The organism is Hydrogenophaga flava NBRC 102514, from assembly GCF_001571145.1.
GTDB classification, from domain to species: Bacteria; Pseudomonadota; Gammaproteobacteria; order Burkholderiales; family Burkholderiaceae_C; genus Hydrogenophaga; species Hydrogenophaga flava.
This window is the reverse complement of sequence record NZ_BCTF01000027.1, coordinates 26712-49221: the sequence shown is the minus strand read 5'-3', so window position 1 is coordinate 49221 and position 22510 is coordinate 26712. Positions and strand designations below refer to the sequence as shown.

At 68.3% G+C, this 22510-nt stretch carries 19 protein-coding genes; 12 read left to right on the top strand and 7 right to left on the bottom strand.

Features of this window, described 5'->3' with window-relative positions:
* Positions 1-25: 25 nt before the first annotated feature.
* Together HFL01S_RS20515 and HFL01S_RS20510 are read left to right on the top strand one after the other, a co-directional pair.
* The gene (locus HFL01S_RS20515; RefSeq protein ID WP_066262077.1) at positions 26-472 is read left to right on the top strand and encodes a GatB/YqeY domain-containing protein; all 447 of its coding nucleotides are present in this window, start codon (positions 26-28) and stop codon (positions 470-472) included.
* Between the two features lie 96 nt (positions 473-568).
* Positions 569-1768 (top strand): ABC transporter substrate-binding protein, encoded by a 1200-nt coding sequence (locus tag HFL01S_RS20510; protein ID WP_084383526.1) that lies wholly within the window; start codon positions 569-571, stop codon positions 1766-1768.
* 10 nt (positions 1769-1778) lie between these two features.
* Here HFL01S_RS20510 and HFL01S_RS20505 read toward each other — a convergent pair whose 3' ends face one another.
* Both HFL01S_RS20505 and pmbA read right to left on the bottom strand, forming a co-directional pair.
* Positions 1779-2648 carry a DMT family transporter gene (locus HFL01S_RS20505; RefSeq protein ID WP_245644879.1) on the bottom strand — a complete coding sequence of 290 codons (870 nt, stop codon included), beginning with the start codon at positions 2646-2648 and terminating at the stop codon, positions 1779-1781.
* A 29-nt stretch (positions 2649-2677) separates the two neighbouring features.
* Entirely contained in the window at positions 2678-4102 is a 1425-nt protein-coding gene (gene pmbA / locus HFL01S_RS20500) for a metalloprotease PmbA (RefSeq protein ID WP_066262072.1), read from the bottom strand.
* Positions 4103-4144: 42 nt separating this feature from the next.
* Between pmbA and yjgA the strand changes: the two genes are divergently transcribed.
* The 5 genes from yjgA to HFL01S_RS20475 all read left to right on the top strand — a co-directional run bounded on the left by yjgA (position 4145) and on the right by HFL01S_RS20475 (position 8750).
* Positions 4145-4807 carry a ribosome biogenesis factor YjgA gene (gene yjgA, locus HFL01S_RS20495; protein WP_066262071.1) on the top strand — a complete coding sequence of 221 codons (663 nt, stop codon included), beginning with the start codon at positions 4145-4147 and terminating at the stop codon, positions 4805-4807.
* On the top strand, positions 4800-5393 hold the full coding sequence (gene mog, locus HFL01S_RS20490) for a molybdopterin adenylyltransferase (protein ID WP_066262070.1): 594 nt from the start codon (positions 4800-4802) through the stop codon (positions 5391-5393). The genes yjgA and mog overlap by 8 nt, the downstream gene beginning before the upstream one ends.
* 150 nt (positions 5394-5543) lie before the next feature.
* Positions 5544-6437 (top strand): PDDEXK family nuclease, encoded by an 894-nt coding sequence (locus HFL01S_RS20485; protein ID WP_245644878.1) that lies wholly within the window; start codon positions 5544-5546, stop codon positions 6435-6437.
* Between the two features lie 19 nt (positions 6438-6456).
* Positions 6457-6933 (top strand): FKBP-type peptidyl-prolyl cis-trans isomerase, encoded by a 477-nt coding sequence (locus HFL01S_RS20480; protein ID WP_066262068.1) that lies wholly within the window; start codon positions 6457-6459, stop codon positions 6931-6933.
* The gene (locus HFL01S_RS20475) at positions 6930-8750 is read left to right on the top strand and encodes a chorismate-binding protein (protein WP_245644877.1); all 1821 of its coding nucleotides are present in this window, start codon (positions 6930-6932) and stop codon (positions 8748-8750) included. The genes HFL01S_RS20480 and HFL01S_RS20475 overlap by 4 nt, the downstream gene beginning before the upstream one ends.
* On the opposite strand, the gene cysE is transcribed toward HFL01S_RS20475, so the two are convergent.
* Entirely contained in the window at positions 8751-9521 is a 771-nt protein-coding gene (gene cysE, locus HFL01S_RS20470; protein WP_066262067.1) for a serine O-acetyltransferase, read from the bottom strand. It abuts the gene before it with no gap.
* 31 nt (positions 9522-9552) lie between these two features.
* Positions 9553-10302, bottom strand: a complete 750-nt coding sequence (locus HFL01S_RS20465) for an RNA methyltransferase (protein WP_066262062.1) — start codon at positions 10300-10302, stop codon at positions 9553-9555.
* Positions 10303-10420: 118 nt separating this feature from the next.
* Here HFL01S_RS20465 and HFL01S_RS20460 point away from each other — a divergent pair, with 118 nt between their 5' ends.
* Complete coding sequence (locus HFL01S_RS20460; protein ID WP_066262061.1) at positions 10421-11329, top strand: inositol monophosphatase family protein; 909 nt, start codon at positions 10421-10423, stop codon at positions 11327-11329.
* A gap of 7 nt (positions 11330-11336) precedes the next feature.
* On the opposite strand, the gene HFL01S_RS20455 is transcribed toward HFL01S_RS20460, so the two are convergent.
* Entirely contained in the window at positions 11337-14573 is a 3237-nt protein-coding gene (locus HFL01S_RS20455; RefSeq protein ID WP_066262060.1) for a PAS domain-containing protein, read from the bottom strand.
* 202 nt (positions 14574-14775) lie between these two features.
* Here HFL01S_RS20455 and mutS point away from each other — a divergent pair, with 202 nt between their 5' ends.
* The 4 genes from mutS to HFL01S_RS20435 are packed head-to-tail and all read left to right on the top strand — an operon-like array spanning position 14776 to position 20990.
* Positions 14776-17376: a DNA mismatch repair protein MutS gene (gene mutS / locus HFL01S_RS20450; RefSeq protein WP_066262110.1), complete on the top strand. Its 2601-nt coding sequence runs from the start codon at positions 14776-14778 to the stop codon at positions 17374-17376.
* Complete coding sequence (locus HFL01S_RS20445; RefSeq protein ID WP_066262058.1) at positions 17373-18200, top strand: proteasome-type protease; 828 nt, start codon at positions 17373-17375, stop codon at positions 18198-18200. Before mutS ends, HFL01S_RS20445 begins: the two co-directional genes overlap by 4 nt.
* Positions 18200-19054, top strand: coding sequence for an alpha/beta fold hydrolase (locus tag HFL01S_RS20440; protein WP_066262055.1), 855 nt, complete (start codon positions 18200-18202; stop codon positions 19052-19054). Before HFL01S_RS20445 ends, HFL01S_RS20440 begins: the two co-directional genes overlap by 1 nt.
* A 34-nt stretch (positions 19055-19088) precedes the next feature.
* Positions 19089-20990 carry a sensor histidine kinase gene (locus HFL01S_RS20435; protein WP_066262053.1) on the top strand — a complete coding sequence of 634 codons (1902 nt, stop codon included), beginning with the start codon at positions 19089-19091 and terminating at the stop codon, positions 20988-20990.
* On the opposite strand, the gene HFL01S_RS20430 is transcribed toward HFL01S_RS20435, so the two are convergent.
* Together HFL01S_RS20430 and HFL01S_RS20425 are read right to left on the bottom strand one after the other, a co-directional pair.
* Complete coding sequence (locus tag HFL01S_RS20430; protein ID WP_066262051.1) at positions 20991-21815, bottom strand: undecaprenyl-diphosphate phosphatase; 825 nt, start codon at positions 21813-21815, stop codon at positions 20991-20993.
* A 10-nt stretch (positions 21816-21825) separates the two neighbouring features.
* Complete coding sequence (locus HFL01S_RS20425) at positions 21826-22401, bottom strand: DUF1439 domain-containing protein (protein WP_127805435.1); 576 nt, start codon at positions 22399-22401, stop codon at positions 21826-21828.
* Positions 22402-22510: the final 109 nt, after the last annotated feature.

Sequence of the window (22510 nt, the reverse complement as noted above, 5' to 3'; positions counted from 1 at the left end):
TTCACCGAATCACGGAGCACACACCATGAGCCTAAAAGAACAGATCACCGAAGACATGAAGGCCGCCATGCGCGCCAAGGACAGCGAGCGCCTGGGCACCATCCGCCTGCTGACCGCCGCGATGAAGCAGAAGGAAGTGGACGAGCGCATCGAGCTGGACGACGCGGCCGTGATCGCCGTCATCGACAAGATGGTCAAGCAGCGCAAGGACTCGATCACCGCCTTCGAACAGGGCGGCCGCGCCGACCTGGCGGCCAAGGAAGCGGCCGAACTGGTGGTGCTGGAGGCCTATCTGCCCGCCCGCCTGTCGGCCGACGAGATCGCTACCGAAGTCAAGGCCATCGTGGCCGAACTGGGCGCCAAAGGCCCCGGCGACATGGGCAAGGTCATGGGCGCGGTGAAAGCCAAGCTGGCTGGCAAGGCCGACATGGGCCAGGTGTCCGCTGCCGTCAAGGCCGCACTGGCAAGCTGACGGGACGCTGAACACACCCCGGCTCTTCAGGGTAAACCGGGTCAGTTTGGCGACAGCTGCGTTCCTACACTCGCGGCACTTTCCCGGAGGTGCCCCATGCGAGTTCTGTTCTCCCGTCTGACCCTGGCCCTCGGCCTGTGCGCCACCGGCCTGGCGCTGGCCCAGGCACCAACCGGACAGCCAGTCCGCATCGGCGTCATCGGCCCGTTCAGCGGCCCATCGTCCGATTTCGGCAACCCCATGCTGCACGGCGTGCAGCTGGCGGTCGAAGAGATCAACGCCGTCGGCGGCTATCTGGGCCGCCCGCTCGAACTGGTGGTCAAGGACGACCAGGGCAACCCGGACGTGGGCCTGAAGGGCTCGCAGGAGCTGGCCAAAGAGGGCGTGATCGCCACCATCGGCTTCTGCAACACCGGCGTGGCCGCTAAGTCGCTGGACGTGTTCCAGAACGGTCAGCTGCCGCTGATCATCCCCTGCGCCACCGGCACCCCACTGACCGCCAAGTTCCCGGCGCCGCAGAGCTACATCTTCCGCACCTCGGCGCGCGACGCGATCCAGGCACCCTTCGTGGTCGACGACCTGGTCCGCCGCGGCTGGACCAAGGTGGCCATCTTTGCCGATACCACCGGCTACGGAGAAGCCGGCCTGAAAGACGTGGAAACGGCGCTGGCATCGAAACAGCTCAAGCCGGTGCACGTGGCGCGCTTCGCGCTGGGCGTCAAGGACCTGGGCAAGGACCTGGCCGCCGCGCGCGACGCCGGCGCCAACGTGGTGTTCAGCTACACCGTCGGTCCGGAGAACGCGACCATCGCCAACGGCATGCGCGATCTCAAGTGGGACGTGCCGCAGGTCGGTGCCTGGACACTGTCGTTCCCGTTCTTCATCGACGGCGCCAAGTCCGCTGCCGACGGCGCGCTGATGGCCCAGACATTCATCGCCGAGCCGAGCAACGAGCGCCGCGCCGCCTTCCTGACCGCCTACCAGCGCAAGTTCAAGCAGAAGATCGCCGTGCCCATGGCGGCGGCCCAGTCCTACGACAGCACCTACCTGCTGACCTACGCGCTGTTCTCGATCCGGGACGGCAAGTTCACCGGCCCCGCGGTCAAGGCCGCGCTGGAAAACATCCCGCGCGTGTACTACGGCGTCGTCTCGACCTACGAGAAGCCCTTCAGCGCCGACGACAAGGACGCCGTCACGCCCAACATGCTGGTGATGGGCAAGGTGAAGAACGGCGCCGTGACCTTCGCCTACCCGGAAGACGCGCGCCGCAACCTGGTGGTGCAGCGCAAGAAGTGACCTCGGACCGCTAGGAACGGGCGAGGATCAGCGCCGTCCCCGTCACCGCCAGCACCGCCCCGAGCCAGGCCCCCGCGGCCGGCCGCCGGCGGTAGACCGCCCAGAGCAGCGGCAGCAGCAGCACCGGCGTCACCGACGAGAAGATCGCGACCAGGCCGGCCTGGCCGTGGCGCATGGCGTACAGGATCAGGGTCATGCCCAGCGCCATCGCGACGGCGGCGCTCAGGAAGGTCAGCAGCGCATCGTGCGCACGCAGCGGCTGTTTGGCCCGGGCGCCTGGCCAGCCCGAGGCCAGCAGCAGGCCGTGCGCCGCCAGCGCCAGGCTCATGCGCACCGACGAGGCGCTGACCGCATCGATGCCGGTGGCCATCAGCGGCTTGAGCATCAGCGTCGCCACCGACTGGCACAGGGCCGCCACGAGGCCCAGCCCCACACCGACCAGCAAGCGGCCACGCGTCTGCTCCCAGCCGTGCGACTCGTCCTCGCGCTTGCCCCAGAGCACGGCCATCATCACGCCGCCCACCAGCAGCGCGCTGCCCACCAGCGCCCAGCCCTGAATCAGCTCGCCCAGGAACAGCCAGGCCAGCAGCGCCGAGAACATCGCGTGGGTGGCGAACAGCACGCCCGAGCGGCGCGGGCCCAGGCGGTTCATGCAGGCGAACAGCGCGGTGTCGCCGATGAAGATGCCGACCACTCCCGAGAGACCCAGCAGGCCGACCGCGGCCGCGTCCAGATCGCGCCAGCCGCCACCGGCCAGGGCCAGCGTCCAGAGAATGGCGCTGGCAAACAGCATGCGCCAGCGGCTGAAGGCAAACGCCCCCAGGCGCTGCGCCGGCGGCGCGGAAAACAGGCTGGACACCGCCCAGCTGGCGGCGGCCACGACCGCGAGCGCCTCGGGCCGGATCAGGATCAGCTCCCGGCGACCTTCATGCGGTTGATGAGGATCGATCCGACGGTTTTGGAACCGTAGGTATAGGCATCGGCGCCTACTGCCTCAATGCCCTTGAGCATGTCCTTGAGGTTGCCGGCGATGGTGATCTCCTGCACCGGGAACGCAATCTCGCCGTTCTCGACCCAGTAGCCCGACGCGCCGCGCGAGTAGTCACCCGTCACGTAGTTCACGCCTTGGCCCATCAGTTCGGTGACGAACAGGCCGCGACCCAGCTTCTTGAGCATGGCGCTCAGGTCGTCACCCGGCTGCGTCAGACGGCTGGACAGCGTGAGGTTGTGCGAGCCGCCGGCGTTGCCGGTGGTGCGCATGCCCAGCTTGCGCGCCGAGTAGGTCGAGAGGAAATAGCCCTGCACCTTGCCAGCCGACAGGACCTTGCGGCGCACTGTCTTCACGCCCTCGTCGTCAAACGGCGCGCTGCCCTTGCCGCCCACGATGTGCGGGTCCTCGACGATGTCCAGGTGCGGCGCCATCACCTTCTTGCCCAGGCTGTCTGCCAGGAAGGTGGTCTTGCGGTAGAGCGCGCCGCCGCTGGTGGCTTGCACATAGGCGCCCAACAGGCCGGCCGCCAGCGGCGACTCGAACAGCACCGGGCATTCGGTGGTCGGGATCTTTCGGGCGTTCAGGCGCGAGAGCGCGCGCTCGGCGGCGTAGCGGCCCACGGCTTCGGGCGTGGCCAGGTCCTGCGGCGCGCGCACCGAGCTGTACCAGTAGTCGCGCTGCATGTGGGCGCCTTTGCCAGCGATCGGTGCCACCGACAGGCTGTGGCGCGAGCTGGCGTAACCGCCGCTGAAGATGCCGGGCTGGCCGCGCTCGCCGCCGCGCATGTGGGCGGTGAAGAAGTGCGACTGCTGGGCCGAGACGCTCGCGCCCTCGCTGTTGCTGATCTTCCTGCTGGTGGCAAACGCCGCCTGTTCGCAGGCCAGCGCGAGCCGGACCGCCTCGTCGGACGTGATGGTCCAGGGGTGGAACAGGTCCAGATCGGGGTAGCGGTCGGCGATGTCCTCGGGGTCGGGCAGGCCAGCCACCGGGTCTTCGGCCGTGAAGCGCGCGATGTCGTAGGCGGCCTGCACCGTCTGGCGCACCGCCTCGGGCGAAAAGTCGGAGGTGGAGGCGTTGCCGCGGCGGCGGCCCAGGTAGACCGTCACACCCAGCGACTTGTCGCGGTTGCGCTCGACATTCTCCAGCTCGCCCTTGCGCACACTGACGTTCAGACCGGCACCTTCCGAGACCTCGGCGGCCGCATCCGCCGCTCCGAGACGCTTGGCCTCGGCCAGAGCGAGGTCCACCACCTCCTCGAAGCGGCTGCGCGAATACTGGAACCCGGCCAGTGGTGCGGAGGGGTCGGACGGGGTGGAAACAGGGGCGGTGGGGGTATTTCTCATGTCGGCGGCTATGATACTTGCCGCCCTCTTTCCCCCTTCCCCATGTCCCGCAAACCCACAAAAGGCTACTTCGTCCGCGGCCAATTCGTCGCCGTTGGCAGCGAACTGGACCTCGAACTCAAGCGCGAACTCAAGGGTTCGGTCGACATGAGCAAGACCGATCTCAAGAAGCACAGCGACCACCTGCAGTCGCTGGGCGAGAGCCTGCTGACGCTGCGCAGCGACCTGATGGCGCGGCTGCGCGAACGGCACGAGGACATTGGCGACAAGCTGATCGACGCGCTGGCCGAAGCCAGGCGCATCACCAACTTCGAGGGCAAGCGCCGCCAGATGCAGTTCATCGGCAAGCTCATGCGCAAACTGGGCGACGACACCATCGCCGGCATCGAGGCCGCGCTCGAAGAACAGCGCAAACCCTCGGCCCGCGAAACCCTGGCCCTGCACCAGGCCGAGCAGTGGCGCGACCGCCTGATCGCCGACGACGGTGCGCTCACCGACTGGATGCAGGCCGCGCCCGAGACCGACGTGCAGCAGTTGCGCGCCCTGATCCGCCAGGCCCGCAAGGACGCCCAGGGCGTGGCCGAGCGCCCTGGCGAGGCCCAGCGCCACGGCAAGGCCTACCGCGAGATCTTCCAGCTGGTGCGCGCCGCGCTGAGCCGCGACGACACCGACGAACCCACCCCCGAAGAAGACGACCATGAGTGAACCCTTCGACCCGGTGCGCATCGGCATCGTCTCCATCAGCGACCGCGCCAGCACCGGCGTCTACGAAGACAAGGGGCTGCCCGCCCTGCGCGAGTGGCTGGGCAAGGCGCTGAAGAACCCGATCACCTTCGAAGAGCGCCTGATCCCCGACGAGCAGGCGACCATCAGCCAGACCCTGATCGAACTGGTCGACGCCGGCTGCGCCCTGGTGCTGACCACCGGCGGCACCGGCCCCGCCAAACGGGACGTGACGCCCGAGGCGACGCTCGCCGTGGCGCACAAGGAAATGCCCGGTTTCGGCGAACAGATGCGCCAGATCAGCCTGGCCTTCGTGCCCACGGCCATCCTCTCGCGCCAGGTCGCCGTGATCCGCGACAGCAGCCTGATCATCAACCTGCCGGGCCAGCCCAAGGCCATCGCCGAGACGCTGGAAGGCGCGAAGAACGCCGACGGCAGCGTGCGGGTCAACGGCATCTTTGCCGCTGTGCCTTACTGCATCGACCTGATTGGCGGGCCCTACCTCGAAACCAACGACGACGTGATCAAGGGTTGGCGTCCGAAAACCGCCGTTCGCCCGGCGCGCTGACATCCATCGCGGGGCCCATCACGCCCCGCAGACAACAACGCTTCGGGGGGAAGCATGCCGGTTTATCGCTGCAACAAATGCGGCCACGTGAGCGAATCGGGTGTCGCCGGGACGCAGGTGGCCTGCGCCGTCTGCCAGGCGCCGTGTTCGGTGTTCGACACGGTGTTCTATGTTCAGAAGCTGATCGAACGCTACGCCGCGGCCATGCGGGAAATCAGGGCCCTGCAGGCAGATGAGCGGCAGGCCGCCGACGGTGACCCGAATGCGGGCCAGCCCGCTCAGCAGGAAGAACCTGACGGGGACACCGACACGGAGAACTTTGCAACGGCCGCCCAGCACGCGCCCATCGAGCGCTGGCTCAAGGCCAAACAGATTGAAGCCCGCTTCGATCACAGCAATGTGGACACCAGCGGGTACTTCGATGAAGCCGCCCAGCAACTTGGGAAAAACCATGCGCTGTTTGGCGAGCTGATCCAGCGCGTCACCTGGTCTTACCGCAAGAGCCACACCGGGCTGAACATCGATCTGACCGGAGTCGCCCAGAAGGACGTGCTGGCACTCACGACGCTCTGCCGCCAGTTCTACAGCCACACCCTGTTTGCCCGATACCAGTATCAGAAGCAGGAAAAGGTCATCCGGCTTTCGCTCCAGCCCGCGCCCAAGGTCAGGCAGTTCTTTGAAGGCGCCTGGCTCGAGTGGTTCGCGCTGCTGGAGCTGGTGGACCACCTCAAAGCGAGAAAGCTGGGTTTTTCCTGCGCCCGTGGTGTGGAGGTCCTTTTCCCCAACGAGGACATGCATGAACTGGATGTCGTGGTGCTGCCCTCCGGTCAGAATCCCATCTGCATCGAGTGCAAGACAGGTGAGTTCCGGCGCGAGATCGACAAGTACCAGCGCCTTCGCAAGCGTCTGGGAGTGGAACGGAGCCGCTTCATCATCTGCGCCACAGACATCACGGAAGAACAGGCTGTCAGCCTCACGGCCATGTACGACCTCACCTTTGTGAACCCGGCCTCGCTTGCGCGCCATCTGAACAGCCTCGTCTGAAACCCTGCCATCCAATCCCATGAACATCACCAAAGACACCGTCGTCACCCTCACCTTCCGCGCCAGCGACGCCAGCGGCAAGCTGCTCGAAGACGGCAAGACGCCGCGCAGCTACCTGCATGGCGGCTATGGCAACACCCTGCCGGGCATCGAGGCGGCGCTGGAAGGCCAGGCGGCCGGTTACCAGACCACCGTGAAGCTGGCGCCGGCCAACGCCTTTGGCGAACGCGACGAGTCGCTGGTCACAACCATCCCGAAGAAGGACTTCCCCCCCGGCGTCAAGGTCGGTGGCCAGCTCGAAGGCCACGACGACCAGGGCCGGCATCAGGTGTTCACGGTCACCAAGATCAAGGGCGACACCGTGCACCTCGACGGTAACCACCCGCTGGCCGGCCAGACGCTGACCTTCCAGCTCAAGGTGCTGGATGTCAAGGCGGCGAGCGCCGAAGAGATCGCCCACGGCCACGCCCACGGTGCGCACGGCCACCACCATTGAGTCGCCGATCCCCGCTGATCGCCTCCCTCGATTTCCCGGACACTGCGCCGGGAGCCCTGCCCGACGCCCGGCTGAGGCTGCGTTTTGAACAACCGCTCGCGGTGATCGAGGCCTGGTCGCTGGACCAGGTGCTGCCGGCCATCGCGCAGGTGCAGGCCCATGCCGCCGCAGGCCGCTGGTGCGTCGGCGGGCTGGCCTACGAAGCGGCCCCGGCGTTCGACCCCGCCCTGCCCGTGAGGTCGGCCGATCCCCGCTGGCCGCTGGTCTGGTTCGGCGTCTACGACACCCCCTCGGAAACACCCGACGTGCAGCCGCCAGCCGCGGACCCTGTCGACTGGCGCATGGACTGGGACCGCCCGCGCTATCTGCAGCAGGCCGATGCCGCGCGCCAGGCCATGGCGGCCGGCGAGTGCTACCAGATCAACCTCACCACGGCCCTTCAGGGCGCACTGGACGGTGACCCTGTGGGCTGGATGGACGCGCTGCGGCGCCACCAGGGCAGCGGCTACCTGCTGCGGCTCGCCGATGGGGAGCGCCAGGTGCTCAGCGCCTCACCCGAGCTGTTCTTCGACTGGCAACCCAACCTGCAGGGCGGCCGTCTGTGCTGCCGCCCGATGAAGGGCACGGCCGCACGCGAGAGCGACCCGGCGCTCGACCGCGCCGCACGCGACGCGCTGCAGGCCAGCGCCAAGGAACGCGCCGAGAACGTGATGATCGTGGACCTGCTGCGCAGCGACATGGGCCGTCTGGCCCAGACCGGCAGCGTGCGGGTGGAGCGCCTGCTGGAGGTGGAGGCCTGGCCCACCGTGTGGCAGATGACCTCCACCCTCACCGCCACGGCCCGCCCGGACACCAGCCTCGGCGATGTGCTGACCGCGCTCTTCCCCTGCGGCAGCGTCACCGGCGCGCCCAAGCGGCGCGCCATGCACCACATCGCAGCGCTGGAGGACGCGCCGCGCGGCTTCTACTGCGGCGCCCTCGGCGTGGTGCGGCCGGGCGGCCACGCCACCTTCAACGTGCCTATCCGCACCGTCTGCCTGGACCGGCCGGACTCTGGGGCCAGCGACGACGGCTGGCACGCCCGATACGGTGTGGGCAGCGGCCTGACGGTGTGTGCCGACCCCGCCGCCGAATGGAGAGAACTCATGACCAAGAGCCGCCACCTGCACCGCATCGGCGAGCCGTTCGACCTGCTGGAGACCCTGCGCCTGGACCACGGCCGCTACTGGCTGCTGCCGCACCACCTCGACCGCCTGCGCGAGAGCGCGGCGCACTTCGGGCACGGTTTCGATCCGTTGGCGGTGGACGGCGCGCTGGAAGCCGTGCGCGAGGCCCATCCCGAGGGCCTGTGGCGCGTGCGCCTGCTGCTGGACGCCTCGGGCCGGGCCGACGCCCAGGCCTACGCCATGACCGAGACCCCGTCGCCTGTGCGGGTGGCGCTGGCACCCTCGGCTCTGAACACCGAAGAGGCGCTGCAGGAGTTCATCCAGCACAAGACCACGCGGCGCGCGCACTACGAGGCGCTCGCGCCCACCAACCTCGCCGTGTTCGACCACCTGCTGTTCAACCAGCGGGGTGAACTCACCGAATTCACTCGGGGCAATGTGGCCATTCAGCTGGACGGCCAGTGGTGGACACCGGCGCTGGCCTGCGGCCTGCTGCCCGGCACCTACCGGCGCGAGCTGCTGGCCCAGGGCCGGCTGCAGGAGGCGGTGATTCCGGTGGAGCGGCTGGCGCAGGCGCAGGGCCTGGGCTTCTTCAACGGCCTGCGCGGCTGGCTGGACGCGGCGCTGGACCCAGCGCCGCCCCTCGGCTGATCATTTGCCAACCAGCTGGTTGAGCTTCTCGGCCTCGAAACACTCGGTCTTGGCGGCGTCGGCCGGCACACAGTCCTTCTGTGCCAGCGCCAGCTTCTCGATCGCCTGCCACAGCAGCGCGATCTGGTGCTCCTGCCCGGCCGCGTTGTCGATCAGGCTGCGCATGGCCTGTGACAGCGGGTCGTCTTCCTGCGTGATGCCATAGGCCTGAAACTTGGGTTTGGCGTCTTCGGTCACGTCGGCGCTTTCCCCGGTCTTGCTCGGGATGATGCGCGCCGGGATGCCGACCGCGGTGGCACCCGCCGGCACCGGCTTGATCACCACCGCGTTGCTGCCGATCTTGGCACCGTCGCCCACCTCGAAGCCGCCCAGCACCTTGGCGCCAGCGCTGACCACCACGTTTTTGCCCAGCGTCGGGTGCCGCTTGGCGCCCTTGTAGAGCGAGGTGCCGCCCAGGGTCACACCCTGGTAGATGGTGCAGCCGTCGCCGATCTCGGCGGTCTCGCCCACCACCACGCCCATCGCATGGTCGAAGAACACACGCTCGCCGAGCTTGGCGCCAGGGTGAATCTCGATGCCGGTGAGGAAGCGCGCGATGTGCGAGATGAACCGTCCGAGCCACTTGAAGCCGTGCGTCCAGCACCAGTGCGCCGGACGGTGCAGCCAGACGGCGTGCAGGCCCGGGTAACAGGTGATCACTTCCCAGGTGCTGCGCGCAGCGGGGTCGCGCTCAAGGATGCACTGGATGTCGGATCGGAGTCGGGCGAACATGGAGCCGGGGGTATGTAAAGGGTCGGCCAGTCTAGCGCTTCGCACGCTCGGCCGTCTGCAGCATGGCCTTGGCGACACCGCGCAGGATGTGGATTTCCTCCGGCGTCGGTTGCGCGCGGTTGAACAGGGCGTTCAGCCGCGGCATCAGCTTCTTGGGCGCGGCCGGGTCGAGGAAATCGACCGCCACCAGCGCCTGCTCCAGGTGGCCCAGCATGCCGGCCACCGCCGCCGCATCGGCGGCCGGGCGCTCGGGCGTGGCCGGCGGCAGCGCAAAACCGCCCAGCGCCTGGCGCCAGTCGTAGGCGATCAGCTGCACCGCGGCGGCCAGGTTGAGCGAGCCGAACCCCTCGCTGGTGGGGATCGACAGGCAGGCGTGGCAGCGGTAGACGTCCTCGTTGCGCATGCCGAAGCGCTCCGACCCGAACAGGAAGGCCACGCCTTCGGGCTGCACCGCGTCCGGTGCGGCGGCGTCGGCCAGGAACTGCGCGAAGTGCTCGCGCGGGGCCCGCGTGGGCGGGCCGAAGTCGCGCGGCGTCATGGCCGTGGCACAGAGGTGGCTCACACCGTCCAGCGCCTCGTCCAGGGTCTGGACGATGCGCGCCCTGGCCAGCACATCGTTGGCGCCGCTGGCGCGCTGGATGGTTTCTTCCTTGCGCAGCACGTTCGGCCAGCGCGGCGCCACCAGCACCAGATCATCGAAGCCCATCACCTTCATGGCACGGGCGGCGCCGCCCACATTGCCGGCGTGGCTGGTCTGGATCAGGATGAAACGGGTGCGCATGTCGGGTGAGCCGGTAAAATGCCGGGTATTGTCGCCGCCCGCATTGCCGGGCACCGCACTCCCGCTCTTCCCCCCTGCCCACGGCCGCTTCCTGCGGCGCCGTCAAGGAACACAATTCATGTCGTCCAACCTCCACCCCATGCTGAACGTGGCCATCAAGGCCGCCCGCGCCGCCGGCGCCATCATCAACCGCGCCGCCCTCGATGTCGAAGCCGTGCGCGTGACCACCAAGCAGACCAACGATTTCGTCACCGAGATCGACCATGCGGCGGAGGCCGCGATCATCGAGACCCTGCTGACGGCCTACCCAGACCACGGCATCTGGGCCGAAGAATCCGGACGACGCGAAGGCAAGGGCCGCGACAAGAACCACGTCTGGATCATCGATCCGCTGGACGGCACCACCAACTTCATCCACGGCTTCCCGGTCTACTGCGTGAGCATCGCGCTCATGGTGAACGGCCGCATCGAGCAGGCCGTGGTCTACGACCCGACCCGCAACGACCTGTTCTGCGCAACCAAGGGCCGCGGCGCCTACCTCAACGACCGGCGCATCCGCGTCGCCAAGCGCACCACGCTGCGCGACTGCCTGATCTCCACCGGCTTCCCGTTCCGCCCGGGCGACACTTTCCAGACCTACCTGCAGATGCTGGCCGACGTGATGCCCCGCTGCGCCGGTGTGCGCCGCCCCGGCTCCGCCGCGCTGGACCTGGCCTATGTGGCGGCTGGTTTCTCCGACGGCTTCTTCGAGATGGGCCTCTCGCCCTGGGACGTGGCCGCGGGCGCGCTGCTGGTGACCGAGGCCGGCGGCCTGATCGGCAACTTCACCGGCGAGGCCGACTTCCTGGAGCAGCGCGAGTGCCTGGCTGCCAGCCCGCGCATCTACGGCCAACTGGTGGGCCTGACCGGCAAGTACAGCAAGTTCGCCAGCGCCGGCGACAAGGCTTCGGTGCGGCAGGCGGTTGCCAAGACCCCGGAAGCCGCGAGCGAAGACACCCCGCCCGCAGAGCCCTCCGCACCGTTCTGACCGGGCCTCAGTCCATCGGCAGGGTCCACCAGAAGGTGGCCCCATGGCCCGGCCGGGCCTCGGCCCAGATGCGGCCGCCGTGTCGCTCCAGCGTGCGCGCCACGATGGCCAGCCCCACACCAGTCCCGCCCGGCGCGTTGGCTCCGGCGTGCAGGCGCTGGAACAGGCCGAACAGCTTCTGGGCGTGCGCCATGTCGAAGCCCATGCCGTTGTCCCGGAGGTAGAACGCCCGGCGCGCGGGTTCGAAGCCCAGTTCGATCACCGGCGCGTCCAGGTGGCGCGAGTACTTCAGCGCGTTGTCCAGCAGGTTGGACAGCAGCTGGCGCAGCAGCTTGGCATCGCCCATCACCCGTGGCAGGGAATGCAGTTGCACCCTGGCGTGGGGCACACCGGGCTCCAGCGCCTCGGCCACCGAACGGGCCAGCGCGTTCATGTCGACCGACACCGGCTCGATCTCGACCCGCACCACGCGCAGCAGCTCCAGCATGTCCGTGATCATCTGCCCCATGTTGCGCGACGCACCGACGATGCGCTCGAACATCAGCCGCCCTTCGGGGCTCAGGCGTTCGCCGTCGGATTCGCCGACGAGCGACGCGAACCCGTTGACCGAGCGCAGCGGTGCCCGCAGGTCGTGGGCGATGGAGTACGAGATCACCTCCATGTCGCGCATCGAGCGCTCCAGCTCGGCGGTGCGCTCGGCCACGCGCCGCTCCAGGCTGGCGTTGAGCGCGCGCACCTCCTCCTGCGCCGTGACCCGTTCATGGATGTCCAGCAGCGTGCCCGACATGTACAGAGGCCGACCGTCCTGGTCGCGCCGGTGCACCCGGCCCCGGTCGTTGAACCAGAGCCACGAGCCCCTTTTGTGGCGCATGCGCAGGTCGCAGTCGTAGACCGGTGTCCCGCCGCGCAGGTGGGCCTGCAGCAGCGACTGCGCCCGGACCAGGTCGTCGGGGTGCACGAGCGACTGCCAGGTCTCGCGCGTGGGCGGTTGCAGTTCGTCCAGGCGGTAGCCCAGCAGGCCCGCCCAGCGGTCGCTGTAGAGCGTGAGCCCGGTGGCGATGTCGAGTTCCCAGATGCCGGGGCCGGTGGCCTCCAGCACCCACTCCAGGCGCTGGCGCTCGTCTCTCAGCGCCTCTTCGACCTCGATGTAGGAGGTGACATCCGAGTAGGTGCGCACCAGGCCGCCGTCGGGCAGCGGCCGCGTGCGGATCTCCAGTGCACGGCCATCGGTGGTGCGGCGCATGTAGCGGCCCGGCACCGGACCGGCATCCTCCTCGACGTACCGGCGTGCATGGGATTCCACCAGTTCGCAGTTCGGACCAAAGTCGCCCCGCGCGCTCTGGTAGGCCACCACCTCGTCCTGCGTGGGCTGCCGGGACATCAGCTCGTCGGGCAGGTCGAGCATCTCCAGCAGGCGCCGGTTGTAGACGGTCACCCGCCCCTGGGCGTCCATCTTGGACAGGCCCTGGCTCATGGTGTCGAGCGTGACCTGCAGGGCCGAGGTCTTGTCGGCCAGCAGGGCGCTGGTGGCCTGCAGCTGCTGGCGGGAGCGCTGGCGCTCCTCGTGCCCGCGCCGGGCCAGCACCAGCTGGCGCACCGTGCCCAGCAGCGGCTGCAGGAACTCAATGTCATTTTCGCGGTAGCCGTCGGTGGCGTTGGCCAGACCCACCATGGCGATCAGCCGGCCACCGACTTCCAGCGGAATCCCCAGAAACGAAGTCATGGGCGGGTGGCCGTGCGGCAGCCCGCCGCGGCGCGCGTCGGTTTCCGGGTGGTTGCTGAGCACGGTTTCACCCGTCAGCAGCGCGTGCCCGAACAAGGTCTTCAGGTTGCGGAACTCCATGCCCGAGTCCATCTGTTCGGCAAACATGCGCCGCGAGGCCTCGTCCCAGGAGATGTCGGTGATCGCATGGGTCTTGAGGTAGGGCCGGCCTTGATGGTCGTACAGCACCTCGCCCACAAAGCCGTAGGCGCTGTCCGTCACCGACAGAAAGGCCTTGAGCAGCCCTTCAAACGCCTGCCGCTTGTCGTCCGCCTCGATGTAGGCCGCCTGCGCCTGCCGCACGGCGTCCAGCATCCGGTGCTGCCGGTCGAGTGCCTGCGCGGCCTGGCGGGTCTCGGTCACATCGTGGACGTAGCCGTGCCACAGCACCGAGCCATCCGGTTGCGCCTGCGGCAGGCCTTCCGCACTAAACCAGCGCATGCCCTTGTCCGGGTGGTTGACCCGGAACGCCATTCGCCAGAGCGTCAGCCGGGTCGTGGACTCCCAGATGGATTGGGCCATGGCCTGCTGGTCGTCCGCGTGCACCCGGCTGAAGAGGATGCGTCCGTCCTGGTACAGCTGCTCGGGCGTCAGGTCGAACAGGTCGCGCACCATGTCGCTGACGAACTCGAAGCTGCCCCAGCCCTTCAGCGGCATGCGCGACTGGAACACCACACCGGGCACGCGGGCCGTGATCTGCTGCAGCAACTTCAGCTGCTGCACATGGGCGTCGATGGCCTCGCGCTGGGCCGTGATGTCCTGCACCACGCCGAAGTCGGTCTGAGGGATGCCTTTGACGGAGGTCTGGCTGATGCGGGTGCGCAGCCAGCGCACCGCGCCATCCGGCCGGGTCCACCGGAAATCCAGCTCGCGCCCGTCGCGCGCCGCACGGGCCTCCAGCCAGGCCGGCATGTCGTCGGGATGGATGCCGCCACGGCCTTCGGAACGCGCCACCACAGCCGCTGGTGTGAGGCCGGTGATCTCGAACAACCCGGGCGAGAAGTTCACCGAGGCCTCGTTCGCAGAGTTGATCCAGTGCCCCACCATGGCCAGCCGCTCGATGGCCGCATGCAGCTCCACCTTGTGCTGCAGGTCCAGGTTGGCGGCCCGCAGCTCCTTCTGGGCCTGGTCGCGCTCCAGTTCGGACGCCACCTCATGGCTGATGTCCAGCAGGTAAACCAGCAGCAGCTCGCCCCCGCCGAGCACCGAGGTGTGCAGACGCAGGTGGCGCGCCCGGCCGTCGATCATCACCGTGCAACGGGGTTTGTCCTGCTCCTTGAGCGACTCGAGATAGGCCTGGCGTTGGGTGGCGTCGGTCCACAGCCCCAGTTCGACGGTGGTGTGCCCGATGGCCTGGTCACGGGCGACGCCGGAAAGCGCTTCCCAGGCCTGGTTGACCGCCACCAGGCGTCCGTCCGCCCGCCGCGAGAGCGAGACAGCGAACGGGGCGTCTTCGAACATCTGCTCGAACGGAAGAGGCATGGCCGCAGCGGACAAACCGGTTCCGGACGGGTACGCACTGGGGGTCGGCATGTTCAAAAAGACAGGGCTTGGCAGACGAGGAATGGTCCATTGTGGGTCACAGGGTCGCACCGGGGGAAGACCCCGAACTGCTAAAGTAAGTCGCTTTTGTGCACTGTTTCCCGGACTTGCCTTGACCGCCCCGCTGGACGCCCACACCCCCATGATGCAGCAGTACCTGGCCCTCAAGGCCGGGCACCCCGACACGCTGCTGTTCTACCGCATGGGCGACTTCTACGAGATGTTCTACGCCGACGCGGAAAAGGCCGCGCGGCTGCTGGACATCACCCTCACGCAGCGCGGCCAGTCGGCCGGCGAACCGGTCGTCATGGCGGGTGTGCCCTTCCACTCTGTTGAGAGCTATCTGGCACGGCTGATCAAGCTGGGCGAGTCGGTCGCCATCGCCGAACAGGTGGGCGACGTGGCCACCGCCAAGGGGCCGGTCGAGCGCAAGGTGGTGCGGGTGGTCACGCCCGGCACCCTGACCGACACCGAGCTGCTGTCCGACAAGACCGAGGCCCTGGTGATGGCGGTGCACCCCGGCGCCCGCACCGGCCTGGGCCTGGCCTGGCTGTCGGTCACACAGGGCATCGTGTTCCTGGCCCAGTGCGCCAGCGACGAACTGGCCGACTGGATCGCCCGCGTGGGCCCCGGCGAGGTGCTCTACAGCGCCGAGGTCACGCCCACATTCGAGAAGTCGCTGCAACAGATCAGCGCCCAGCCCCTGCCCAGCGGCGCCCGCTGCGTGGCCGTGGTGCGGCCGGCCTGGGCCTTCGATGCCGGGCTGGGTGAGCGCAAGCTGCTGGAACAGCTGCAGGCCGCCAGCCTGGGCGCCTGGGACGCCCAGGAGCTCAAGGACGCGCACGCCGCCGCCGCCGCGCTGCTGGCCTACGCCGAGCACACCCAGGGCCGCGCGCTCACCCACATCAAGAGCCTGCAGGTGGCGCGCAGCGGGGAGCTGATCGACCTGCCGGTCAACACGCGGCGCAACCTCGAACTCACGCACACGCTGCGCGGCGAGACCAGCCCGACGCTGTTTTCGCTGCTGGACACCTGCCACACCGGCATGGGCAGCCGGGCGCTGCGCAGCTGGCTGCTGGAGCCGCGCCGCGAGCGCACGCAGGCGCGTGAGCGGCTGGCCGCCATCGGCCTGCTGCGCGGCGGGCTGTGGCAAAGCCTGCGAGCTGAGCTCAAGAGATCGAGCGACGTCGAACGCATCACCGCCCGCACCGCCCTGCGCCAGGTGCGCCCGCGCGAGCTGGTGGGGCTGACGGCCACGCTGGCCCGCTCGCAGCAGTTGTCTCGCGGGCTGGCTGCCGGCCTGGGCGCCACACCGCCCGCCCTGCTGGCGCGCATCGCCGCCGACCTGACCCCGCCCGCCGGCTGCGCCGAGCTGCTGGCACAGGCCATCGCACCCGAACCGGCCGCGCTGGTGCGCGACGGCGGCGTGATCGCCGACGGCTTCGACGCCGAGCTGGACGAGTTGCGCGCCATCCAGACCAACTGCGACGGTTTCCTGATCGACCTGGAAACCCGCGAACGCGCGCGCACCGGCATCGCCAACCTGCGCGTGCAGTTCAACAAGGTGCACGGCTTCTACATCGAGGTCACGCAGGGCCAGCTGGACAAGGTGCCCGACGACTACCGGCGCCGCCAGACCCTCAAGAACGCCGAGCGCTTCATCACCCCCGAACTCAAGGCCTTCGAGGACAAGGCTCTGTCGGCCCAGGAACGGGCACTGGCGCGCGAGAAGTGGCTGTACGACCACCTGCTGGACGCACTGCAGACCTTCATCGACCCGCTCACCCGCCTGGCCCGCGCCATGGCGGCGCTGGACGCGCTGTGCGCCCTGGCCGAGCGTTCGCTGACGCTGAACTGGACCGAGCCGACCTTCACCCCAGAGCCCTGCATCGAAATCCGCGGTGGCCGCCATCCGGTCGTCGAAGCGCGCCTGCAGGAGACCACCGGCGGCAGCTTCATCGCCAACGACACCGTGCTCGGCGGCAAGCAGCGCATGCAGGTCATCACCGGCCCCAACATGGGCGGCAAGAGCACCTACATGCGCCAAGTGGCCGTCATCGTGCTGCTGGCCAGCATGGGCAGCTACGTGCCCGCCACCAGCTGCCGCCTGGGGCCCATCGACGCCATCCACACCCGCATCGGTGCGGCGGACGACCTGGCCAACGCGCAGTCCACCTTCATGGTCGAGATGACCGAGGCCGCTCAGATCCTGCACGCCGCGTCACCACAAAGTCTGGTGCTGATGGACGAGATCGGCCGCGGCACCTCCACCTTCGACGGCCTGGCACTGGCCGGCGGCATCGCCGCCCACCTGCACGACAAGGCGCGCTGCTTCACCCTCTTCGCCACCCACTACTTCGAGCTCACCGAATTCCCCGCCACCCACCATGGCGCGGTCAACGTGCACGTCAGCGCCGTCGAAGGTGGCGGCAAGAGCGGCATCGTCTTCCTGCACCAGATCGAGCCCGGCCCGGCCAGCCGCAGCTACGGCATCCAGGTCGCGCGCCTGGCCGGCGTGCCCGGTGCGGTGGTGCAGCACGCGAAACACGCGCTGGCCGCGCTGGAAGCGCACAGCGAAAGCAGCCGCGTGCAGGTGGACCTGTTTGCACCACCGCCGGCCCCGCCCGAACCCGAAACGCCCCCGGTGCTGGCCGCGCTGGCCGCCATCGACCCCGATGTGCTGAGCCCGCGCGAAGCGCTGGACCAGCTCTACGCCCTCAAAAAACTCGCCACGAAACCATGACCTACTGCGTCGCCGTCAAACTCAAGGCCGGACTGGTGTTCCTCTCCGACTCCCGCACCAACGCGGGCCTGGACCAGATCAGCACCTTCCGCAAGATGATCGTCTACGAGAAGCCGGGCGACCGCTTCATGTGCCTGCTCTCGGCCGGCAACCTGAGCATCTCGCAGTCGGTGCGCGAGATCCTGCAGGTCGAGCAGCTGGCCGACCACGAGGGCGGCGATCCGATCACCATCTGGAACGCCAAGAGCATGTTCGACGCCGCGCGCGTGCTCGGCTCGGCTGTGCGGCATGTGTTCGAACGCGATGGCGAGGCGCTCAAGCGCGCGGGCGTCGAGTTCAACGTCTCCATGATTTTTGGCGGCCAGATCGGCAACGAGGGCATGCGACTGTTCCAGGTCTATTCGGCCGGCAACTTCATCGAGGCCACGCCCGAGACGCCGTTCTTCCAGATCGGCGAATCCAAGTACGGCAAACCCGTGCTGGACCGCGTGATCACACCCGACACCCCGCTGGACGAGGCGGCCAAGTGCGCGCTGGTGTCGATGGACAGCACGCTCAAGTCCAACCTGTCGGTGGGACTGCCACTCGATCTGGTGGTCTACGAGGTCGACACGCTCAAGACCGACCGGATCACCTGCATCGACGAGAACAACCCCTACTTCCGCATGGTGCGCAACACCTGGGGCCAGAAGCTGCGCGAGGTGTTCGACGCCATCGAGCATCCGGCCTGGGACGGGGCGCCGACGAATGTGCCGCTGATGGGTTGCAGCACGCGCAGCCAGCCGCTCAAGAAGATCACGAACTCGAAAGAGAAGCTGATCTGATGTCCCTGATCGTCTTCTCCCACGCCAACAGCTTCCCGGCCAGCACCTACGCGGTGCTGTTCAAGTCGCTGCGGGCGCGCGGCCACGCGGTGCGCGCGGTGGAGAAGTTCGGTCACGACCCGAAGTACCCGGTCACCAGCAACTGGCCGCACCTGGTGCAGCAGCTGGCCGACTTCGCCGGCCCTGAAATCGAGAAGCATGGCAAGCCGGCCTGGCTGGTCGGGCACTCGCTGGGCGGCTTCCTGAGCCTCATGTGCGCCGCGCGCCACCCGCAACTGGGCGGCCACGGCGTGCAGGGCGTGCTGCTGATCGACTCGCCGGTGCTGGGCGGCTGGCGGGCGCGGGCGCTGGAACTGGCTAAGCGCACGCAGCTGGTGGGATCGATCTCGCCCGGCAAGATCAGCCGCATCCGCCGCCACAGCTGGCCCGACGCGCAGGCCGCTTTCGACCACTTTGCCCGCAAGAAGGCCTTCGCCGCCTGGGAACCCCAGGTGCTGCGCGACTACATTGAACACGGCACGCTGGACGCCACCACACCACAGGGGCCGCGCCGCGTGCTGGCCTTCAACCGCGACATCGAGACTGCGATCTACAACACCCTGCCCCACAACCTCGACCGCCTGCTGCGGCGCCATCCGCTGCAGTGCCCCGTGGGTTTCCTCGGTGGCCACGAATCGCAGGAGATGAAGCAGGTCGGCATGGTCATGACGCGCAAGCTCGTGGGGCCCCATCCCGAGCGCCTGCGCATGCTGCCGGGCAGCCACCTGTTCCCCATGGAGCGCCCGCACGAGACCGCAGCGGCCATCGACGCCTGCCTGCAAGCTCTGAAAAATCCGGCCAATTCCGGCGCTTGAACGCGGGCGCCGGGGGTAGGATGCTGCCAGCACCATGAGCGCTGTGTCCACCCAACACACGGCCAACGCCGGCCGTGCCAATCCCGACTGGGCCGACCACCCGGCCTGGCTGCGCTATGGAATCGCCATTGTGCTGACGCTGCTGGCGGTATGGGCGCGCATGGCGCTGGCGCCGGCCGACTCCGGCGGGCGCTTCATCACCCCTGCACTCGCGGTGGCGCTTTCGGCCCTGTATGGCGGCCTCGGCCCCGGATTGCTCAGCGTCTTGCTGGGCATGCTGCTGGTCAACTTCTTCATGGTGCCGCCCTACGGGTCCTTCGCGTTCGAGAACTTGGAGGAAGCCTTCTGGCTCAACACCTGGCACCTGCTCACCCAGCTGGTGGTGGTCGGTGCGATTTCGCTGATGCAGTCGCGCAACCGGCAGCTGCGTGCAGCTGACCGGCAGATCCGGCTGGCGCAGCAGCACTTCCTGGACACCTTCGAACACGCGGCTTCTGGTATCACACACGTCGACACCACAGGCCGGCTGCTGCGTGCCAACCAGACCTTCTGCCGCATGGTCGGCTACAGCAAGGACGAACTGGTCCATCTGAGCTTTCAGGACATCACCATCCCCGAAGACATCGGCCCGGACCTGCGCATGCTCGACGAGCTGCTGGCCGGCGCGCGTTCCAGCTACACGCTGGAAAAGCGCTACCGCCACAAGGACGGCCACATCGTGTGGGTCCAGCTGACGGTGGCGCTGGTGCGCAAGCCCACCGGCGAGCCCGACTACCTCATTTCGGTGGTGCAGGACCTCAGCGCCCAGAAGGCCGCGGAAGAAGCCCTGCGCACCAGCCAGAAGCTCATGAACCAGGCCCAGAAGCTGGCGTACATCGCTGCCTGGCAGGCCGACCTGAAGATCGGCCGGATCACCGGCCTCACGAAGAGCGAATCGTTCCTCTCGATTCCGTCCAACGAATACGCGATCACCGACATGCTGAAGCTGATTCACCCGGACGACCGCCCGCGGGTGATGGCACTGTGGCCGCAGGCTGTCAAGGGAGAGGCGGCCTACGAGATCGAGTACCGGGTCATTCTGGACGGGCGTGAGTTCTGGCATTCGGTGAAGGCGGAGTTCGAGCGCGACGCGCACGGCCGAGCCCTCCGGGCGCTGGGCGTGACGCAGGACATCACCGAGCGCAAACGCATTGAACTGGAGTTCCAGCAGCTCAACGCCACGCTGGAGCAGCGCATCCGCGACCGCACGCGCGCGCTGCGGGACGCCTACGACGAGCTGGAAAGCTACTCGTACGCGGTGGCGCACGACCTGCGCTCACCGCTGCGCATCATCAACGGCTTCGCACAGGCCCTGCGGGAAGACAACCCGACCCTGGACACAGCCAGCGAGGAACACCTGGGCCGCATCATGGGCGCCAGCAAGAAGATGGGCGAGCTGATCGACGGCCTGCTCAAGCTGTCGCAATACGCCCGCGGCGAGGTACAGCGCCAGAACGTGAACCTGAGCGCCGTCGCCACCCGCATCTTCGAGGAGCTGTCGGTGGCCGAGCCGCAGCGCGCGGTCGAATGGGAGATCGAACCCGACCTGCTCGTGCAGGCCGATCCGGCGCTGATCGAGGCGCTGATGCAGAACCTGCTGAACAACGCCTGGAAGTACACCGCCGCCGTGCCAAAGGCCCGCATCCGCGTGTTCTCCCGCGTGGTCGACGGCGTGCGAGAGTACTGCGTGGCCGACAACGGTGCGGGCTTCGACATGGCGCGCGCCAGCAAGCTGTTCCAGCCCTTCCAGCGCCTGCACCAGCCGCACGAGTTCGCCGGCCTGGGCATTGGCCTGGCCACAGCGCGTCGCATCGTGCAGCGCCACGGCGGCGTGCTGCGCGCCGACAGCCGGCCCGGCCAGGGCGCGACCTTTTCGTTCACCCTGCCCCAGGGCTGATCAGGCCGACCAGTCGACCCAGCCGAAGTGCGCGGTCAGCAGGATCAGTACACCGAAAGCGATGCGGTACCAGGCGAACGGCACAAAGCTGTGGCTGGCCACGTAGCGCAGCAGCCAGCGGATGCAGACCCAGGCGCTGAGGAAGGCGAACAGCAGACCGACCGCAAACATGGGGATGTCGGCCATCGACAGCAGCGCACGCTCTTTGTAGAGGCTGTAGGCGCCGGCACCGATCAGGATCGGGATGCCCAGGAAGAAGCTGAAGTCGGTCGCCACCTTGCGCGAGAGGCCGAACAGCATGCCGCCGATGATGGTCGAACCCGAACGGCTGGTGCCCGGGATCAGGCCGAAACACTGCGCCAGCCCCACCTTGAGCGCGTCCAGCGGCGTCAACTCGTCCAGCGACTGCACGCGCGCGGCCGAGGGCGGCCGCCGCTCGGCCCAGAGGATCACGAAGGCACCAACGATGAAGGCCAGCGCCACCACCGTGGGCGTGAACAGGTGCGCCTTGATGGCCTTGCCCAGCAGCAGGCCCAGCACCACGGCGGGCACACAGCCGATCACCACATTGAGCGCAAAGCGCTGCGCCACCCGCTCGGACGGCAGGCCGACGATGGTGGCGCGGATGCGCTGCCAGAACACGATGATCACCGCGAAGATGGCGCCGGTCTGGATCGCGATCTCGAACACCTTGGCGCGCTCGTCGTGGAAGTCCAGCAGCGTGCCGGCCAGGATCAGATGGCCGGTCGAAGAAATCGGAAGGAACTCGGTCAGCCCTTCCACCACGCCCATGATGGCGGCCTTGATCAGCAGCATGAGGTCCATGGTGCGGTCCTCAGCGTGGCAAGGGTTCGAGGGTGAGCTGCAGCCCGCCGGGCACGACGCGCAGCGCGCCGGGCCGGTAGCCGCGGCCGGCCAGCGACTCCAGGTCTTCCTTCTTGAAGCGGTGCACCACGGCCTCGTTCAGCAGGTCCTCGGCCAGCAGGCCACCGACCTTCTTCACCTGCGCCGCCTGGGCGGCATTCATACCGTCCACGTCCAGCCGCTCCACCCGCGCCTGCGTCAGCCGCAGCGTGGTGTCCGAGGGCTCGAAGCGCAGGCCGTAGCTCAGCTCCAGCTGGCCCTTGATGTCCGACTGCCCGGGCAGGGGCAGCGCGATCAGGTAGTTCACCAGGGTGCCGACCCGGTTCTCCTCGGGCCGCAGGCGCAGCCGGGGCTGGTCCAGCGTGGTCTCCAGCAGGCCCAGGTAGCGCTGCTTGACCGGGAAGCGCGTGGCGATGCGTTCGAGCAGCTGGGCCTCGCTGATGTTCACTTGGCGCGGGCCGGTGGGCAGGGCGTTGCAGCCGGCCAGGGCCAGCAGGGTCAGCGAAGCGGCGGCCAGGCGGCGCCGGGGAAGCACGGGAAGCGTCATGAAGTCGGAGTCCTCGAAGGCGGCCACACCGGGCGGAGGGCGTTCGACCGATTGTAGGAAGCCTGCATTTCACTCCGCGTCGGCGGCACTTCGCGAAGGTTTCCAGATG

Coding starts and splice junctions, on each gene's coding strand:
- HFL01S_RS20515 (WP_066262077.1), top strand. CDS start 26: ATGAGCCTAAAAGAACAGATCACCGAAGACATGAAGGCCGCCATGCGC.
- HFL01S_RS20510 (WP_084383526.1), top strand. CDS start 569: ATGCGAGTTCTGTTCTCCCGTCTGACCCTGGCCCTCGGCCTGTGCGCC.
- pmbA (WP_066262072.1), bottom strand. CDS start 4,102: ATGAGAAATACCCCCACCGCCCCTGTTTCCACCCCGTCCGACCCCTCC.
- yjgA (WP_066262071.1), top strand. CDS start 4,145: ATGTCCCGCAAACCCACAAAAGGCTACTTCGTCCGCGGCCAATTCGTC.
- mog (WP_066262070.1), top strand. CDS start 4,800: ATGAGTGAACCCTTCGACCCGGTGCGCATCGGCATCGTCTCCATCAGC.
- HFL01S_RS20480 (WP_066262068.1), top strand. CDS start 6,457: ATGAACATCACCAAAGACACCGTCGTCACCCTCACCTTCCGCGCCAGC.
- cysE (WP_066262067.1), bottom strand. CDS start 9,521: ATGTTCGCCCGACTCCGATCCGACATCCAGTGCATCCTTGAGCGCGAC.
- HFL01S_RS20465 (WP_066262062.1), bottom strand. CDS start 10,302: ATGCGCACCCGTTTCATCCTGATCCAGACCAGCCACGCCGGCAATGTG.
- HFL01S_RS20460 (WP_066262061.1), top strand. CDS start 10,421: ATGTCGTCCAACCTCCACCCCATGCTGAACGTGGCCATCAAGGCCGCC.
- HFL01S_RS20455 (WP_066262060.1), bottom strand. CDS start 14,573: ATGCCTCTTCCGTTCGAGCAGATGTTCGAAGACGCCCCGTTCGCTGTC.
- mutS (WP_066262110.1), top strand. CDS start 14,776: ATGATGCAGCAGTACCTGGCCCTCAAGGCCGGGCACCCCGACACGCTG.
- HFL01S_RS20445 (WP_066262058.1), top strand. CDS start 17,373: ATGACCTACTGCGTCGCCGTCAAACTCAAGGCCGGACTGGTGTTCCTC.
- HFL01S_RS20440 (WP_066262055.1), top strand. CDS start 18,200: ATGTCCCTGATCGTCTTCTCCCACGCCAACAGCTTCCCGGCCAGCACC.
- HFL01S_RS20435 (WP_066262053.1), top strand. CDS start 19,089: ATGAGCGCTGTGTCCACCCAACACACGGCCAACGCCGGCCGTGCCAAT.
- HFL01S_RS20430 (WP_066262051.1), bottom strand. CDS start 21,815: ATGGACCTCATGCTGCTGATCAAGGCCGCCATCATGGGCGTGGTGGAA.
- HFL01S_RS20425 (WP_127805435.1), bottom strand. CDS start 22,401: ATGACGCTTCCCGTGCTTCCCCGGCGCCGCCTGGCCGCCGCTTCGCTG.